General features: G+C 73.0%; 13 protein-coding genes and 1 pseudogene. 4 read left to right on the forward strand and 10 right to left on the reverse strand.

What is annotated here, in order from left to right; translation table 11 throughout:
- Positions 1-22 precede the first annotated feature (22 nt).
- Genes MHY49_RS14750 through MHY49_RS14765 form a run of 4 tightly spaced genes read right to left on the reverse strand, consistent with a single transcriptional unit; the run spans position 23 to position 5,050 of the window.
- Complete coding sequence (locus MHY49_RS14750; protein ID WP_239205345.1) at positions 23-901, reverse strand: ABC transporter permease; 879 nt, start codon at positions 899-901, stop codon at positions 23-25.
- The gene (locus MHY49_RS14755) at positions 898-1,845 is read right to left on the reverse strand and encodes an ABC transporter permease (protein ID WP_239205347.1); all 948 of its coding nucleotides are present in this window, start codon (positions 1,843-1,845) and stop codon (positions 898-900) included. The genes MHY49_RS14750 and MHY49_RS14755 overlap by 4 nt, the downstream gene beginning before the upstream one ends.
- A complete protein-coding gene (locus MHY49_RS14760) occupies positions 1,842-3,470 on the reverse strand; it encodes a M14 family zinc carboxypeptidase (protein ID WP_239205349.1) in 1,629 nt (542 codons plus the stop codon). The genes MHY49_RS14755 and MHY49_RS14760 overlap by 4 nt, the downstream gene beginning before the upstream one ends.
- Positions 3,467-5,050 carry an ABC transporter substrate-binding protein gene (locus MHY49_RS14765; RefSeq protein ID WP_239205351.1) on the reverse strand — a complete coding sequence of 528 codons (1,584 nt, stop codon included), beginning with the start codon at positions 5,048-5,050 and terminating at the stop codon, positions 3,467-3,469. Before MHY49_RS14765 ends, MHY49_RS14760 begins: the two co-directional genes overlap by 4 nt.
- Positions 5,051-5,206: 156 nt before the next feature.
- On the opposite strand from MHY49_RS14765, the gene MHY49_RS14770 reads away from it, so the two are divergent.
- The 3 genes from MHY49_RS14770 (at position 5,207) to MHY49_RS14780 (ending at position 8,631) form a co-directional block, all read left to right on the forward strand.
- Entirely contained in the window at positions 5,207-5,920 is a 714-nt protein-coding gene (locus MHY49_RS14770; RefSeq protein ID WP_239205353.1) for an FMN-binding negative transcriptional regulator, read from the forward strand.
- Positions 5,920-7,476, forward strand: coding sequence for an amidohydrolase (locus MHY49_RS14775; protein WP_239205355.1), 1,557 nt, complete (start codon positions 5,920-5,922; stop codon positions 7,474-7,476). The genes MHY49_RS14770 and MHY49_RS14775 overlap by 1 nt, the downstream gene beginning before the upstream one ends.
- Before the next feature lie 120 nt (positions 7,477-7,596).
- Positions 7,597-8,631, forward strand: a complete 1,035-nt coding sequence (locus MHY49_RS14780; protein WP_239205357.1) for a putative FMN-dependent luciferase-like monooxygenase — start codon at positions 7,597-7,599, stop codon at positions 8,629-8,631.
- 45 nt (positions 8,632-8,676) lie between these two features.
- Here MHY49_RS14780 and MHY49_RS14785 read toward each other — a convergent pair whose 3' ends face one another.
- Genes MHY49_RS14785 through MHY49_RS14800 form a run of 4 tightly spaced genes read right to left on the reverse strand, consistent with a single transcriptional unit; the run spans position 8,677 to position 13,630 of the window.
- The gene (locus MHY49_RS14785; RefSeq protein ID WP_239205359.1) at positions 8,677-9,783 is read right to left on the reverse strand and encodes an enolase C-terminal domain-like protein; all 1,107 of its coding nucleotides are present in this window, start codon (positions 9,781-9,783) and stop codon (positions 8,677-8,679) included.
- 45 nt (positions 9,784-9,828) lie between these two features.
- Positions 9,829-10,743 carry a phosphotransferase gene (locus tag MHY49_RS14790; protein WP_239205361.1) on the reverse strand — a complete coding sequence of 305 codons (915 nt, stop codon included), beginning with the start codon at positions 10,741-10,743 and terminating at the stop codon, positions 9,829-9,831.
- The gene (locus tag MHY49_RS14795) at positions 10,740-11,921 is read right to left on the reverse strand and encodes a MarP family serine protease (RefSeq protein ID WP_239205363.1); all 1,182 of its coding nucleotides are present in this window, start codon (positions 11,919-11,921) and stop codon (positions 10,740-10,742) included. The genes MHY49_RS14790 and MHY49_RS14795 overlap by 4 nt, the downstream gene beginning before the upstream one ends.
- Positions 11,918-13,630: an AarF/ABC1/UbiB kinase family protein gene (locus MHY49_RS14800; RefSeq protein ID WP_239205365.1), complete on the reverse strand. Its 1,713-nt coding sequence runs from the start codon at positions 13,628-13,630 to the stop codon at positions 11,918-11,920. Before MHY49_RS14800 ends, MHY49_RS14795 begins: the two co-directional genes overlap by 4 nt.
- 211 nt (positions 13,631-13,841) lie before the next feature.
- Here MHY49_RS14800 and MHY49_RS14805 point away from each other — a divergent pair, with 211 nt between their 5' ends.
- On the forward strand, positions 13,842-14,891 hold the full coding sequence (locus tag MHY49_RS14805; protein WP_239205367.1) for a hypothetical protein: 1,050 nt from the start codon (positions 13,842-13,844) through the stop codon (positions 14,889-14,891).
- A 17-nt stretch (positions 14,892-14,908) separates the two neighbouring features.
- On the opposite strand, the gene MHY49_RS14810 is transcribed toward MHY49_RS14805, so the two are convergent.
- Together MHY49_RS14810 and MHY49_RS14815 are read right to left on the reverse strand one after the other, a co-directional pair.
- A complete protein-coding gene (locus tag MHY49_RS14810; RefSeq protein ID WP_239205369.1) occupies positions 14,909-15,619 on the reverse strand; it encodes a response regulator transcription factor in 711 nt (236 codons plus the stop codon).
- A pseudogene (locus MHY49_RS14815) lies at positions 15,619-15,993 on the reverse strand (histidine kinase); the annotation flags it as partial. The gene MHY49_RS14810 and the pseudogene MHY49_RS14815, both read right to left, overlap by 1 nt.

Consider the following 15,993-nt stretch of genomic DNA (forward strand, 5'->3'; position numbering starts at 1 on the left):
GATCTTCTCATTCCGCCCGCCCTCATCCGTGGGCCGGTTCCAGCAGGGTCCGCAGGGTCTCCCCGAGCGTGGTCACGGTCAGCACCGTGATCACGAGGAACAGCGAGGGGAAGACCAGCATGTGCGGGGCGGAGAGGAACTGTCCGGTGGCCGCGGAGAGCTGGAGCCCCCACGAGATCGCCGGGGCCTGGAGGCCGATGCCCAGGTAGGTGAGGGAGGACTCGGCGACGATCACGCTGCCCACGGTGATGGTCGCGAGCACCAGCAGCGGGGAGAGCGAGGAGGGCAGCACGTACCGCGTGGCGATCCACCAGGGGGAGAGCCCCATCGTGCGTCCCGCGGAGACGAACTCGGAGCGCGCGACGGCGCGGACCGAGCCGCGCACGAGGCGCGCCATCGTCGGCCAGCCGAACAGGGCCAGCACGAGGGAGACCGTGAGCACCGAGCGCGTGCCCACCGTGTTCAGCACGACGACCGCGCCCAGCAGGAACGGGAAGCCGAGGAACACGTCGGTCAGGCGTGAGAGCAGGGAGTCGACCCAGCCCCCGCTCATGCCCGCGACGGTCCCGACCACGATCGCGACGATCCCCGCGAGCGCGGTCGTGAGGGCGGCGACGCCGATCGAGGTGCGCGTCCCGTAGATCACCTGGGCGTAGACGTCGCATCCCTGGACGTCGAAGCCGAAGGGGTGGCCGGAGGTCGGCGAGGCGCCGCTGCGGGTGAGGTCGCAGAAGCGGGGGTCGCCGTGCCCGAAGAGCCCCGCGAACGGGGCCGGGACGATCGCGATCAGCAGGATGAGCGCGAGCAGGAGAGCGGGCACGATCACCCCGGGGCGGCACAGGGCGGGGGAGAGCACCCAGTGGCGCACGGGGGCGTCGGCGGCGCGGACGTAGCTGGTCATGACGTCGTCCCCCTGGTGCAGATCCGCGGGTCGAGCAGTGCGTGGAGGCCGTCCACGAGCAGGCTGGTGAGCAGGAAGACGAGGATCAGCGCGGTCGAGATGCCGACGACCGTGGCGCCCTCGTGGGAGCGGATCCCCTGGAACAGCAGGTTGCCGATGCCAGGCACGTTGAAGATCCCCTCCACGATGACGGTCCCGCCCATGAGCAGTCCGAGGTCCGTGGCCAGGTACGTCACCGGCGGGATCAGGGAGTTGCGCAGCACGTGCACCCCGATGATCCGTCGGCGCGAGAGGCCGCTCGCCGTGGCCGCGCGGATGTGGTCGGTCGCGAGGGTCTCGATCACCGAGGCCCGGGTGAGGCGGGAGACGGAGGCGAGCCCGAACAGGGCGATGACCAGCGCGGGCAGCAGGAAGGAGACGGGCCAGCCCTGGGCGGTGCCGGCCACGGGGAACCAGTGCAGGCGCACCGCGAACACGAGCTGGAGCGAGACGCCGAGCACGAACACGGGGATCGCGGCGACCGTGATCGTGGAGATCAGCACGACCCGGTCGACGGCCTTCCCGCGGCGCAGCGCGGCGGCGACGCCGAGGGCGATGCCCGCCACGACCTCGATCACCCAGGCGGTGAGCGCGAGGACGATCGTCACCGGCCAGCGCTGGGCCATCTGCTCGCCGACGGGCACGCCGTTGAAGTCGGTGCCGAAGTCGCCGTGGAGGAGACCGCCCAGGTAGCGCAGGTAGCGCTGCCACAGGGGCTCGTCGAGGTGGTAGCGGGCCTGCAGGGTGTGCACGGTCGCGTCGGTCAGCGGACGGTCCCCGCCGAGCGCGCGGATCGGATCGCCGGGCAGCGCGAAGGTCATCACGTAGATGAGGAAGGTGACGCCCAGGAAGACGATCAGCAGCGTCCCGATCCGGCGCGCCGCGACCAGCAGCGCGCCTCTCATGACGCGCCGCCGTCGTCGGGAACGGGGAGATCGGCCGACGCCGCGTCGCTCGTCGGCCGCGTCGCCGCGTTGCTCGTCGGCCGCGTCGCCGCCACGTGCGCGGCGCCCGCGAGCACCGCCCCGAGCTGCACGCCGACGAGCGTGCGCATCGGGATGGGCGTCGCCTCCGTGGCGGCGTCGGCCAGCCACTCCTCGTACAGGGCCGCCATCCGCCCGCGCAGCGCGCGCAGGGGAGCGGGGGCGATGCCCGCCCGGGTCTCGGCCTCGATCGCCTGCAGCAGCATCCCGCCGTAGCGGAGGCGGAAACAGCGCACCAGGTCCTCGCAGGCGAAGCGCTCGGCGACCGTCGCCCTCCGCTCGGCCGGCTCGAGCGGCGCCCGGCGGCGGTCCGTCTCCGCGATCGCCCCGAGCATCGGGACGAAGGCGCGGGAGGCCTCGAGGTACGGGGTCCGCAGGCTCAGGTGCCGTTCCGCCTCGTCAAGGATCTGCTGCAGCGCCTCGCCGGAGGCGCCCATCGTCTCGGCGGTGCGCAGCACCAGGTCCCGGTAGGGCTCGGCGGTGGGCGTCTCGTCGCCGGCGTCGGGATGGGTCCAGTAGGGGAGCTCCGCCACCAGGCACAGCGCGTCGTGCCGCGCGCCCCAGGAGGCGGAGGAGGAGCCGCGGATCTGCGGCGCCGGATCGAGGCCGATCGACTCGAGGTACTCGTAGTACGAGGAGATGTCGTCCATGGCGAACACCGCGGTCGCGAGCGTGCGCAGGTGCGGCGACTCGGGCTCGCCGGTGTCGAGGGACAGCCCGAGCGCGTCGGGGATCGCGTGGAGGTCGGCGATCAGCTCCGGCTCATCGTGGGAGAGGTAGTAGTAGACCCCGCCCATCTCGCCGTTGTGCAGGGTCACCAGCAGGTCGGGGCGCACGTCGTCGATGAGTCGCATGAGCGCGAGGGTCTCGGGCAGGACCGCGTCGAAGTAGGCGTCCCGGAAGTCGGTGGGGAAGGTCCACTCGACCTGGCTGTCCGGTGCCGGCCGGAAGAAGTGCCGCGAGTAGTGGGTGCGGTCGAAGGGGTCGGCGAACCAGTCCTCGTTCAGCCGCATGCCGTCGGGGTCGATGGTGGGGACGATGTGCCAGGTGGTCGCGAGCGCCTCCGCGGGCCCGTCCTCCTCGAGCATCATCTGGGCCAGGTGCAGGGCGGTCCACGAGCCGATCGGCTCGTTGGGGTGCACGCCGCCCACGATCACCGCCTGGTGGGGTCCGTCGCCGACGACGTACTCGTGGATCGGCTCCCCGAGCCGGCTGGTCCCGACGCGGCGCCGGCCGACGCGTTCCGTGCCGCGCGTGCCGCGCGCGAGATCCTCGAAGCTCTCGTGCAGCTCGTCGACGGTGGGGAAGCCGCTGTGGTCCGGCAGGGTGCGCACGAGATCCAGGATCTGGGGCGCGCGCAGCGGCGCCCCTTCGCCTCGCGGTGTTCCCTCGCCTCGGGGTGCTCCCGCGGGCTGGGGCGCCGTCTCGTGCGGATCGGTGGCCGGGTGGGACATGCGTGCTTCCTCTCGTCGTGCGGCCGACGGCCCGGGGACGGCGTCGGCGGTGATCTCGGAGCCCGGGCTGCGACGCGGGGTCGGCGGGGTCATCGGACGGTCACCTCCGCGATCGCGACGTCGCCGCGGACATCGGGGAGGTCGGTGATCTTCTCGCTGGTCACGTAGGAGTACTTGTCGAAGAAGGTGGGGACGACGGGGAAGTCCTCGAAGGCCGCATCCTGGACCTCGGCGTAGTAGTCGGCGGCCTCGTCCTCGTCTCCCGCGGCGCTCGCGCGGGCGAGCAGGGCGTCCACGTCGTCGTCCTGGTAGTAGCCGGTGCAGGGCGCGCAGCCCCCGGTCGGGGTGAGCAGTGCCCGCAGGGTGCCCTGCTGGCTGGGGTAGAGCGCTCCCCAGTGGCCGAAGTGGGGCCCGTCGACCGTCTTCTCGACCAGCTCGGTGTTGAAGGAGGCGAAGTCGGTGGTGGGCTTCGCGACGGTCTCGACGCCGAGGTTCTGCCGGATCTGGTTCGCGTACCCCTGGTAGAGGGCATCGAGGCCCGCGCCTCCCGGGTAGACGAGGGTGATCGTGCCGTCGAAGCCTCCGGCCTCGTCCAGCAGCTTCTTCGCGTCCTCGGGATGGAACTCGCAGTGCTTCCCGCACACGCCCTCCTTCGCGCCGATCATGCTGGGCGGCGTGAGCGAGGTGGCCGGTTCGTACAGTCCGCCGAAGAACGCCCTGTTCACGGCGTCGCGATCGATCGCCATCGAGATCGCCTCACGCACGCGGGGATCGTCGTAGCGCTCGTCCCAGAGGGGGAAGCCGAGGTAGTCGATGCCGGCGGCGTCGTAGGTGTGGAGGCGGTCGCCGAAGTCCGCGGACGCGCTGGTCATCTTCTCCGGGGGCAGGGTCAGCACGTCGGCGCTGCCGGAGAGCACGTCGGTGTAGGCGGTGTTCTGGTCCTGGTAGCTGCGGAAGGTGACGCGCCGGGTCCGGGGCTTCTCGCCCTGATAGCCGGACCAGGCCTGCACGGTGAACTCGCCGCCGGGCTTCCACGCCCCGGTCATCGCGTAGGGGCCGTTGCCGATGGGTTTGCGGTCGTAGGCGTCGAGGTCCTCGTAGGCGGCCTCGGGCATCGGGAAGAACGCGGTCTGCGAGGAGGTCAGCTGGAGGGGGAAGGAGCTGTCCGCGCCCGTGAGCGTCACCGTGAAGGTGTTCTTCCCCGTGACGCGCAGTCCGCTCATCGTCTTCGTCGCCGGCTTCCCCGACTCGGGATTGAGATCCGCGTACCCCGTGATGCCGGCGAGCTGGCCGGAGTCCTCCCAGGCGTTGGGGCCGTAGGCGACGTGGTTCCAGGCCTTCACGTAGCTCTCGGCCGTGACCGGCTCTCCGTTCTGGAAGGTCCAGCCGTCGCGCAGGGTGATGGTCCAGGTGACGTTGTCGTCGCTGGTGACGCTCTTCGCGGCGACCCCGTGCACCGTGCCGTCGTCGTCGACGGACACGAGCGGGGAGAACAGCGCGCGCATCTGGTCGTAGGCGACGGTCTGCCGGCCGGGGGTGAGGTGGTCGGGCTCGCCGGTGGCGAACACGAAGCCGTCGGGGTCGCTGTGCTGCGGCGTGCCCACGGAGCACCCGGTGATCAGCGTGAGCGTCGCGGCCCAGGCGATGAGCGTGAGCGCTGCTCCTCTGCGCATGGTTCCTCCGGTGGGTCGTCCTCGACCGCCGCTCGGGGGCGACGTGGGTCGACCGTATGGGAGCACTTCTTTCAAGTCTCAGTGAATAGTGAAAGTTTATAGAATCGTGATCTGGCGGAGCGGCGCGGGCGAGCGCCTCGTGGGAACGTGTCGGTCATGCGCCACACACCCTCGTACCTGCTGACGGATCCCGACGAGGTGCGCCGCCTGATCCGCGGCAATCCCTGGGCGACGATCGTCTCGCCCGCCTCGGGCCTGGTCGCCTCCCACTACCCCTTCCTGCTCGAGGAGCCCGCCGAGGGCGAGGACCCGGGAGACGAGATCAGCCTCGTCAGCCACGTCGGCCGGCCGGACGAGGAGGCCCACGAGCTGGGCCGCCACGAGGTGCTCGTGATCATCCAGGGCCCCCACGGGTACGTCTCGCCGGGCTGGTACCCGCCCGACCAGTTCATCCCGACGTGGAACCACGTCACCGCCCATCTCTGGGGCACGCCCGAGATCCTCTCGGACGAGGAGAACTACGCCGTGCTCTCCCGGCTCGTCGACCACTTCGAGCAACGCATGCCCCACCCCGTCTCCCTGCAGATCGACGAGGAGCGGGCGAGGGGCATCGCGCGCGGCACCGTGGGGATCCGCGTGCGGGTCCGGCGCTTCGACGCCCGCGCCAAGCTCAGCCAGGACAAGGACCCCGCGGTGATCGACTCCGTGATCTCCGCGCTGCGCGCCCCGGGGCCCTACGAGAACCCGGCGCTCGCCGCCGAGATGGTCCGCGAGCACGGGGAGCCGTCCTCCCGGCAGTCGGCCGCGCAGGAGGCGTTCCCGCAGGAGGCGACCCCGCAGGAGCCGTCCCCGGATCGGAGCGAGCGCTGATGGCGACGCATTCGGCCACCCTGCGCGAGCCCCTGCCCGGGACCCTGCCGGGGACCCTGCTGCGGGAGGTGCGCCGTGTCGGGGCAGACGCCGCGCCGGTGGATCTTCGCATCGCCCAGGGGGTCATCGAGGAGATCGCCCCCGCCGGCGGGCTCGCGGCGCGCGCCGACGACGAGGTGGTCGCGGCAGGCGGCGCCTGGGTGGGCCCCGGGCTCTGGGACCACCACACCCACATGGATCAGTGGTCGCTCGCGCGGCGACGCATCGACGTCTCGGCGTGCACGAGCGCGGCCGAGCTCGCCCGCACCATGGCCGACGCGGCGGGAAGCCGTGACCGCGACCGGGACCCGGTGCTCATCGGGCACGGCTTCCGCGACGGGGTGTGGCCCGATCGCGCGGAGCGGGCCCTCCTGGACGCCGCCGTACCGGGCCGTCCGGCGGTCGCGATCAGCCACGATCTGCACACGGTCTGGGCCAACGGCGCGGCCCTCGACCTGCTCGCGCGCGGTCTCGGCCGGTCCCTCCCGGAGGACGGGGTGCTGCGGGAGGCCGACGCCTTCGACGCCACGGGGCAGCTGTCCCGGGTGCCCGAGGGGACCCTGGACGGCTGGGTCCGCGAAGCGGTCCGGGACGCCGCGTGGCGCGGCGTGGTCGGCGTCGTCGACCTGGAGATGGGCTTCGGGATCGAGACCTGGCGGCGTCGCATGGCGGCAGGGGCCGATGCTCTGCGCGTGCGCTCCGGGATCTATCCGCGCGATCTGGAGCGCGCGCTGCGCAGCGGACTGCGGACGGGCCAGGCCATCGAGGGCACCGCGGGACTGCTCGCCGTCGGGCCCTTCAAGCTGGTCCTGGACGGATCACTCGGCACCCGCACGGCATGGGTCGAGGACGCCTACGACGCCCACGCCGACGGCACCGACGGCACCGACGGCACCGACCACGGTCTGCGCGCGCTGCCTCCCGAGGAGGCGCTCGCCCTCACCCGCCGGGCGCATGCCGGCGGCCTCGTCCCCGCGCTGCACGCGATCGGGGACCGCGCGGTGGCCCTCGCGCTCGACATCTTCGAGGAGACGGGGGCGCACGGCAGCATCGAGCACGCGCAGCTCGTGAGCGAGAAGGACCTGCCGCGCTTCGCGGAGCTGGGCGTGGAGGCGAGCATCCAGCCCGAGCACGCGATGGACGACCGCGATGTCGCCGACCGCCACTGGAGCGGACGCACGGGGCGCGCCTTCGCCTTCGGCTCGCTCGTGCAGGCAGGCGCGCGGCTCCGACTGGGCTCCGACGCCCCCGTCGCCCCGCTGGATCCGTGGATCTCGATGGCGGCAGCGGTGGCGCGGGAGCGCGACGGCCGCGAGGCCTGGCATCCCGAGCAGCGGATCTCCCGCGAGATCGCCTGGAGCGCCTCGACCGACGGGCGCCGCACGATCGGCGTCGGGGACACGGCCGACCTCGTGCTCACGGCCGAGGACCCCCTCGCGATGCCGCCCTCGGCGCTGCGGGACATGGAGGTGCTGGGGACGATCCGCGGCGGAGCCTGGACCCACCGCGCCCTCTGAGCCGCGGGGCCGCCGTCGGATGCCGGCCCGCAGCCCGCAGCCCACAGCCCACGGCCCACAGCCCACGGGTGAGATGCTCGGGGGACCCGCCCCGGCCCGTCCCAAAGGAGACCCCGCACCATGAACCGACCCCGCCTGGGACTGTTCACCCGACTCCTCGAGGAGGCGAGCCCAGCTGACCGCTACCGCTTCGCGATCGAGCAGATCACCCGGGCCGACGAGCTCGGCTTCGCCTCCGCGTGGGTCGCCCAGCACCACTTCGGCGAGCACGAGGGCGGTCTGCCCTCGCCGTTCGTGCTGCTCGCCGCCGCGGCCCAGCGCACGAGCGACATCGCGCTGGCCACCGGGGTGCTCACCCTCCCGATCGACGACCCCCTGCGTGCGGCGGAGGACGCCTCCGTGCTCGATGCCCTGAGCGGCGGGCGGGTGCAGCTCGGGATCGCCGCCGGCGGCACGCCGTCCTCGTTCCCCGCCTTCGGCCGCGACCCCGCACGACGCCGGGAGATCTTCGCCGACCACCTGGGCGTGCTGAGAGAAGCCCTCGCCGGTCGCGGCGTCCGCGGCACCGAGTCCCGGATCTACCCGCCGGCCGGTGGCCTCGGCGGGCGCATCTGGCAGGCGACGTTCTCCGCCGACGGCGGCCGACGCGCCGGCGAGGCCGGCGACGGGCTGATGCTCTCGCGCACCCAGGTGCGCCCCGAGGACGCCCTCGACCAGCCGCTCCACGAGATTCAGCTGCCCATCATCGAGGCCTACCGCAGCGCACTCCCCGACGGAGCGACGCCGCGGGTCCTCGCCTCGCGCACCGCGCTCGTCGTGGACCCCGAGGATCGCGACCGCGCCCTCGCCCTCGCGGAGCCCGGGCTGCGCGCGCTCGCCGCGGGCCAGAACGGATTCGATGCCGCCGGGGCGAGCATCGAGGAGCTCGTGGCCGTCACCGACACCCACGTGGGGACCGTCGAAGAGGTCTGCGAGACCCTCGCGGCCGACGAGACGCTGCCCGCGGCCACCGACGTCTCGTTCCAGGTGCACTCGATCGCCGCGCCTCACGAGATGACCCTGCGCAGCCTCGAGCTGCTGGCCACGGAGGTCGCCCCGCGCCTCGGTCTCGCCACGGGACCGGAGGCGGCCGCGTCCCTGCGCGCAGGGACCTGATCCCGTCGCCGTCGTCCACGCCCCCCGGGGACCGGCGCCACGGGATCAGGCGTGAGGAAGCAGGTGCTCCGCGTCCGGCAGCGGGATGCCGAAGCCGGGCGCGTCGTCGAGGTGCAGCACCCCGTCGACGGGCCGCAGCAGCGCGTCCTCGACGCCCCGCACCGTGCCGGGCACGCCCTCGACGAGCTCGACGTTCCCGCAGCCCGCGGCGAGGTGCGCCGAGTACCGGGTCTTCAGCGGCTGGCCCCACGCGTGCGGTGAGGCCAGCGTCCCGGCGGCCTCGATCTCGGGCATGAGCCGGCGCCAGGGCGTGAGGCCGAAGGAGATCACGTCCATGAGCAGCACGTCGATGCTGCCCGCAGCGGCGATCGGCAGCAGCGTCGGCACGTCCGGGGTGGTCTCGCCCTCGGCGATCAGGGTGGCGGGGGAGTGCTCGTCGAGCCGGGCGCGCAGCTGCGCGAGGTTGTCGGCGTCGTCGAGGAAGGGCTCCTCGACCCAGTGCAGGCCCACGTCGGCCACCGCGTCGAGATAGCGCAGGAACCCGGGCAGGTCGTAGCCGTCGTTGGCGTCCACGAGCAGCCGCGCCCCGGGCATCGCCTCGCGCACGGCCCGTGTCACGGCGACGTCCCGGGCGTCCCCCTCGGCGCGCGGCATCCAGCGGTTGCCGCGTCCGATCTTGAGCTTCACGTCGCGGTAGCCGAGCGCGGCGTCCGCCCGGCACTCCTCGAGGATCCGCGCGATGCCGCCCGGGGAGTCCTGCGGGTCGAGGTCGTCGAAGTACAGGGCGCCGTCGTACACCGGGACGTCGACGGTCCCGCGCCCGCCCAGCAGGGCATGGACCGGCTGGTCGAGGACGACGCCGAGGAGGTCGTGCAGGGCGACGTCCGCCCAGTGGTCCCGGGGGTCGCGCACGCCGCTCGCGGGGTCGATGAGGTCGGAGAGGCGGCGGCCGATCAGGGCGTCGACGTCGCCCGGAGGGTCTTCGAGCAGGCCCCATCCCGTGCGGCCGTCGTCCGTGCGCAGCACCACGACGTCGGCCCACGGTCCGTCCCCGTGCTCGCCGAGGCGCGCATTGCGGCCGATGGTGCGGGGGTAGCGGGTCTCGAGGCGGTGGAACTCGACGGAGCGGAGCGTGGGGTCGGCGGTGACCATGGGGTTCCCATCGGAGGGGGTCGGCGGACGGCGGGGCCCTCGATCTCACCCTGCCCGATCGAGCGTCCGCCTGATCGTCTCCCGCACCCGCGGCGCCATTCCAGGTCCGTCCACGGCACGGCGCCCCGCGACCTGGATCGGGATGAACTCGGGCCACTGGAGGCTGAAGCCCAGCAGCTGCGCGACGTCGGTCGCCGGGTCGACGTGCACACCGGCGGCCTGCTCGTAGTCGTCGAGGAACCACATGGCGGCGTCGGCCGAGAAGAGCACGGCGAGGTTCAGCCGGCAGTGGCCCACGTCCAGACCGCGGTCGGCGAGGCCCGCCGTCGGCCAGTCGACGACGGCGCGGATCCGTGGCCGGTCCGCCCCCTCCCACAGCACGTTGAAGTGCTGGAAGTCGCCGTGGGAGAGCACTGCGGCCGACGGGTCCGGGGCGCGGGAGGCGAGCTCGTGCGCGTCGCGGGCGAGACCGGCGTCGCCGAGCGCGACGAGCCACGGGTGCTGCGCGTAGGGCATGTACTCGCAGGTCTCGAGCGACGGCGGGGGCACGGCGTGGATCTGCACGAGCATCTTCGCGAGCCGCCGCACCCATTCCCGCAGTTCCGGCGGATCGAGCTCCACGCGGCCCGGGAGGAACGAGGTCACGGTCGAGGGCAGACCCGACCCGCTGCCGTCGGGATCCGCGGCGAGCAGTCGGGGGATAGGAAGCCCCGAGTCGGTCAGCGCCTCGAGTCCGGTCACCTCGCGCCGCACCAGATCCTGCTCCTCCGGGCCGCTGCTGCGCCAGCGGCGGACCACCAGGTCCTCGCCGCCGGAGGCCGGCCGCAGCTGGAGCATCTGGCCGGTGATCCCGCCGACCAGGGGACGCACGAGCGCGACCCCGCCGACCAGCGGCTCGAGCCAGCGGCGCAGGCCCGGGTCGAGATCGCCCTCGGCGCCCTCGGTGCACTCGACGCTCACGCGGCGCACGCCCCCGTCGACACGGTCTCCGTCTCGCTGTCGAGCTGCGCGATCACGGGCAGCAGCTCGGCGTTGGTCATCGCGTAGGCGACGTCGTCGTCGGACTCGCCGCGCGCGAAGACCACACCGGCGACGCCGCCGTCGGAGTCCAGCAGCGGACCGCCTGAGTTGCCGGGCTCGACCTCCGCGTCGAGCACGTAGATGTCACGGCGCACGCTGCCCTCGCCGTGCGCGTCGTGCACCTCGGCGCTGCCCGAGGCGCGCACGGTCGCAGGCTGGGAGCGGAACGGCCCGCCGTGCGGATACCCCTGGATCACGGCCGAGGCGCCGTCGTCCAGCGTGTCCACGAGCTTCAGGGGGTCGGCGTCGACGTCGGCCGCGATCACGGCCAGGTCGTTCTCGACGTCGAAGTGGACCACGCGGCCCTCCCGAGCGCTCTCGCCGGGCAGCTCGACCATCGGATGGTCCACGCCGGCGACCACGTGGGCGTTGGTGACGATGCGATCGGGGGCGATCACGAAGCCGGATCCGGTGGAGATGGTGCCGCAGCCGTTCGTCGGCCCGGAGACGCGCGCGACGGACTGCGCGGCCTGCGTGAGGTCCGCCTGGTCGAGATCGACGGGGGCCGACGTCGGGACGTCGGCCTCGCCCAGTCCCTCGGGCGGGCTCACGATGGTGGGCATGGGCAGGGCGCCGACGACCTCCGCTCGCAGCTGGGCGAGGGCGTCGTCGACGGGCCCCGGTGTGGCACGGTCGATCTGCTGCAGGACCCGCGAGGACGCGACCGTGCTGGAGACGCCCGGGATGCCCGCCGAGACCAGCCCGGCCCCGCCGAACATCACCACGACCAGGCCCAGCACGAGCCCGAGCACCCCGCCGAGCAGACGTTCGAGGACGCGCAGATGGATGCGGTCTGCGCCGCGACGGATCAGTCCGCCCATGCTCGAGCCGATGCCGCAGCCGACTGCGAGCAGCAGGAACAGGGCGCCGAGCACGGCGACCGTGCGCCATGGCGGATCCACCGCCGCGGAGACGTGGGGGAGCGCCCACACCGCGGCCGCCGCGCCGGCCGCGAGGCCCAGCAGGGCGCCGAGAGTGGCTGCGAATCCCGAACGCAGGCCCGCGCCGAGAGCGCCCAGCAGGATGATCACGGCGACCACGTCCACGATCCACGTCATCGCGCTCTCCGGGTGACCATCCGCGCGAGCGAGCGCGCCGGGCCGGCGCCTGCTGCGAGATATGCGCCCAGCACCAGGGTCGCGCCTCCGGCGGCGAGCATCAGCGGATCCCGCAGTCCCCGGTGGGAGCGCTCGACGCCTGCGGCCGCCACGCGGCCCACGCCCACGAGCATCGCACCCATGGTGACGCCCGCGACGATGCGATCCCCTGTCGCCTCGATCCGCTCGACCAGCGGTTCCAGGTCGTCGGGATCGATGTGCACGGCGACGCCCCTCGACTCGTAGCCGTCGAGCATGCGGCGCACCCTCGCGGGCGCTTCTTCGCCCAGGCGCAGCGCCTGCATCCCGCTCTCACCGAGACGTGTGAGCAATGCCTGCGGACCCCAGATCTGCGCCAGGGCGACGGGCAGGACCTCCTCGAGGACAGCGCTGATATGGAACGTGGGGTCCAGGAGCACAGCGCTGGACTCGGTGAGCACGAGCATCCTCAACAGAGTGGACACATCCGCCGGCAGCTGCAGCCGGTGCCGGCGGAGCAGGGTGGTCAGCTTCTCGAAGAAGGCCGAGAGGGAGATGTCGGCGAGGGCGTGCCCCTCGAGAGTGTCCAGGAGAGCCTGCACGTCCTGATCGAACCGGCGAGCGTCGTGCGGACCCTGCGGAGGTGCGAGTCGGAGCAGGGACGCCGCGACGCCGTCGGAGTCGTGGCGGGCCAGCGAGAAGGTGAGGCGCACGATGTCCTCGCGCACCGGGCGACTGAGCTCGCCCACCATCCCGAAGTCGATGAGCCAGATGCAGCCGTCCTCCCGGACGAACATGTTGCCGGGATGCGGATCAGCATGGAAGAACCCGTCGACCAGGACCATCTTCACGATGGAGCGGGTTGCGGCGCGAGCGAGCGCCGGTCTGTCCACGCCCGCCGCATCGAGAGCCTCGCGGTCCGTGATCCGCATGCCGGCAGCGAACTCCTCCGTGAGCACTCGGGAAGTGCTCAGCGCGGTGAAGACCCGCGGGATCCGCACCACCGGGTCCTCGGCGAGGTCCGCGGCGAACCGCTGCGCGTTCGCCGCCTCGGCGCGGTAGTCGAGCTCGCGGCGCATGCTGCGGTCGAAGGCAGAGGCCAGGCCCTCGACGTCCACGTCACGCGCCGTCTCCCACTCGCGGTCGGCGATCCCCGCCAGGTGCCGGAGGATGCCGAGGTCCTCAGCGACGATGTCCTCCACGCCGGGTTTGCGGACCTTGACGACGACCTCCGTGCCGTCGAGCGTCCGTGCGCGGTGCGCCTGCCCGATGGACGCCGTCGCGAGCGGCGCCTCCTCGAACATCTCGAACGCCTCCAGCGGGTCCATGCCCAGCTCTTCGCGCACGACCTGGGCGATCTGCTCGTACGGTGCGGGCGGTGTGTGGTCCTGCAGCCGTGTGAGCTCCTCGGTGTACGCGGCCGGCAGGAGGTCGTCCCTCGTGGCCAGCATCTGGCCGAGCTTCATGAACGTGGGCCCGAGCTGCTCGAGTGCTTGGCGCAGCCTCACGGGACCTGGCACGGGGCCCGGCGCGCCGCCGCCGTCCGCGGCGTCCGGCCCTCCCGCACGGCGCCGCAGACTCTCGGGGACGTGGCCGAGCAGGCCCGTCTGCCCGGCGAGCGCTGCCAGACCATTGCTCACGAGGATCTCGGCGATCTCGCGGTAGCGGGCGACGGAATGCGAGGGCGCCATCTCTGTCTCCTGGATCGAACGTGATCGGCGGGGTCGACGACCTGGAACCGTCGATGCTAGTGGGCCCGCGCGCGGAGCATCACTCGCAGAGCGTCTGTGAGGCGCTTCATGTGCCACGGAACGCGCTGGTCACCGCCATTTCTCCGGCGTCCTCAGGAAACTGTGAGGGTGGTCGTCGCGAACGCGGACGGAGCGGCGCGACAATCCCCGCATGACACCCACGACGCATGACCCTGCGCAGTCCCCGGGGGATGGCCAGGGCGTTCCCCACCGCGCGCCGGGCGCGCCCGCGCACATCTCCTCCACGCGCTCGGAGACAGGCCTCGGAGCCGGGGATCCTCCCCTGGGCGCACGATCCGGACATGGTGCGCACAACGGCTCCGGCGGCGATCAGGGGGGCGAGTCGCAGATCAAGAAGCTCTCGCCCTCGGGACTCATCGGCAGCGGTGCCGCGGCGGCCGCGGCCTCGGTGGTCGGCGGTCAGCTGGGCGTGGCCGGCACCGTGCTGGGTGCGGCGCTCACGTCCGTGGTCTCCGCCGCGGTCCTCGCTTTCTACACCGACTCCGTCAACACCAGTCGTCGAAAGCTGCGCGAGGTGCAGCGCAGCGGCATCCGACCCGGCGACCCGCGCTCCGGCGCGAAGTCGTCCTCCCGCACGCCGTCGGCCGGGTCCGCCGTCGCCGGCGGAGCCGAGGAGGGAGCGGCCTCGGGCGTCGCAGCCGGATCGGCCCCGCGCTCACGACTGCTGAAGGTCATCGGCATGGCTGTGGCGATCGGCGTGATCGGCATCGTCGCGGTGTTCGGCATCCAGCGTGTCATGGGCGCGGAGCTCTCGCCCGGCACCGGGCAGATCCAGCGCAGCGTCACCGGCACCGCGCACGTCTCCTCGCGCGATGACTCGTCCTCCTCGGGAGACGACTCCTCCACGACTGACGGATCCACGAGCGACGACGACTCCTCGACGACTGGTGATTCGACCGACGGTGACAGCACCGACACTGACTCGGGTGACTCGAAGGGATGGAGCCCCTTCGGAGGGGGCTCCTCGAACGGCGACTCGGACAGCGACTCGGGCACGGGCAGCGGTGGGGGCTCCGGGTCCGGTGACGGCTCGTCGGGTGACGGTTCGGGCACCGGGAGCGGTGACGGGTCGGCAGGGTCGGGGAACTCCGGCGGATCCGGATCCGGATCGGGGTCCGGCAGCGGCTCGGGCAGCGGCTCCGGCACCGGGAGCGGGGCGGGGGCCGGCACCAGGCAGTGAGTCTCAGCAGGACGCGGTCACCCCCGATGCCGCTGCCACCACAGCGCGGCCTGCACGCGGGACTCGACCTGCAGCTTGCTGAGCACGTGCGTGATGTGAGTCTTCACGGTGGTCACCTCGACCACGAGCTCCCTCGCGATCTGCTGGTTCGACATCCCGTCGGCGAGCAGCCGCAGCACCTCGCCCTCCCGTCGCGTGAGCTCGACCCCGGGTGGTGGGCCCGGCGTCGGGGCCGGCTCGTCGCGAGCGGGAGCGTCTCGGGGTGTCACGCTGCGCAGCGCGGCGACCACCGCGCGCAGCGCAGCGGGAGAGAGGATGGCGTCACCGCTGGCCACGGCGTGCACCGCCTCGAGGATCCTGCGCGGCTCCTCCGTCTTCACGAGGTACCCGTCGGCCCCGGCCGCGAGCGCGCCCAGCACGTAGGAGTCGAGGTCGAAGGCGGAGATCACGAGCACCCGCGCGCCGGCCTCGCGCAGCGCCGGCGTGATCTCGATGCCGGTCGCCCCGGGCATGCGCACGTCGGTCAGCGCCACGTCCGGGTGCTGGGCCCGTGCATGCCGCACGGCGGCGTCGCCGTCGGCCGCCTGGGCGACGACCTCGGTGCTCGGATCAGCCTCGAGCAGGGCGACGAGCCCCGCGCGCACCGCCGGATGGTCGTCGGCCACGAGCACGCGGATCGGGGTGTCCGGCTCCTCGTGGGCGAGGGGTGAGGTGGGGGCGTCGGACATCAGGAGGCCTCCGTCGTGAGCGGGGAGTGGTCCCGTATCGGGACCCGGACCTCGACGCGCCAGGTCCTCGGGTCGGTGGCGTCGGGTCCGGCGCTGAGGGATCCGCCGACGGCGAGGGCGCGCGAGCGCATCGTCGTGAGGCCGAGCCCGGGGGAGTCGTCGGCGCGGACATGGCCGGGGACGAACGCGTTGGTGCAGACCAGATGGACGGCGTCGGCGTCCGCGACGACATGCAGCCGGCGCGGCTCCCGGCCGTGGGCGAGGGCGTTCGCGACGGCCTCCGCACCGATCCGCAGCAGCGCCGCCCGCAGCGTCGGATCCACGCGCGCCGGATCCTCGACCGCCGGGTCGACCTGCACGAGACTGCCCCCGTC

The sequence above is a fragment of the Brachybacterium sp. ACRRE genome, from assembly GCF_022346485.1.
Classification (GTDB): Bacteria; Actinomycetota; Actinomycetes; order Actinomycetales; family Dermabacteraceae; genus Brachybacterium; species Brachybacterium halotolerans.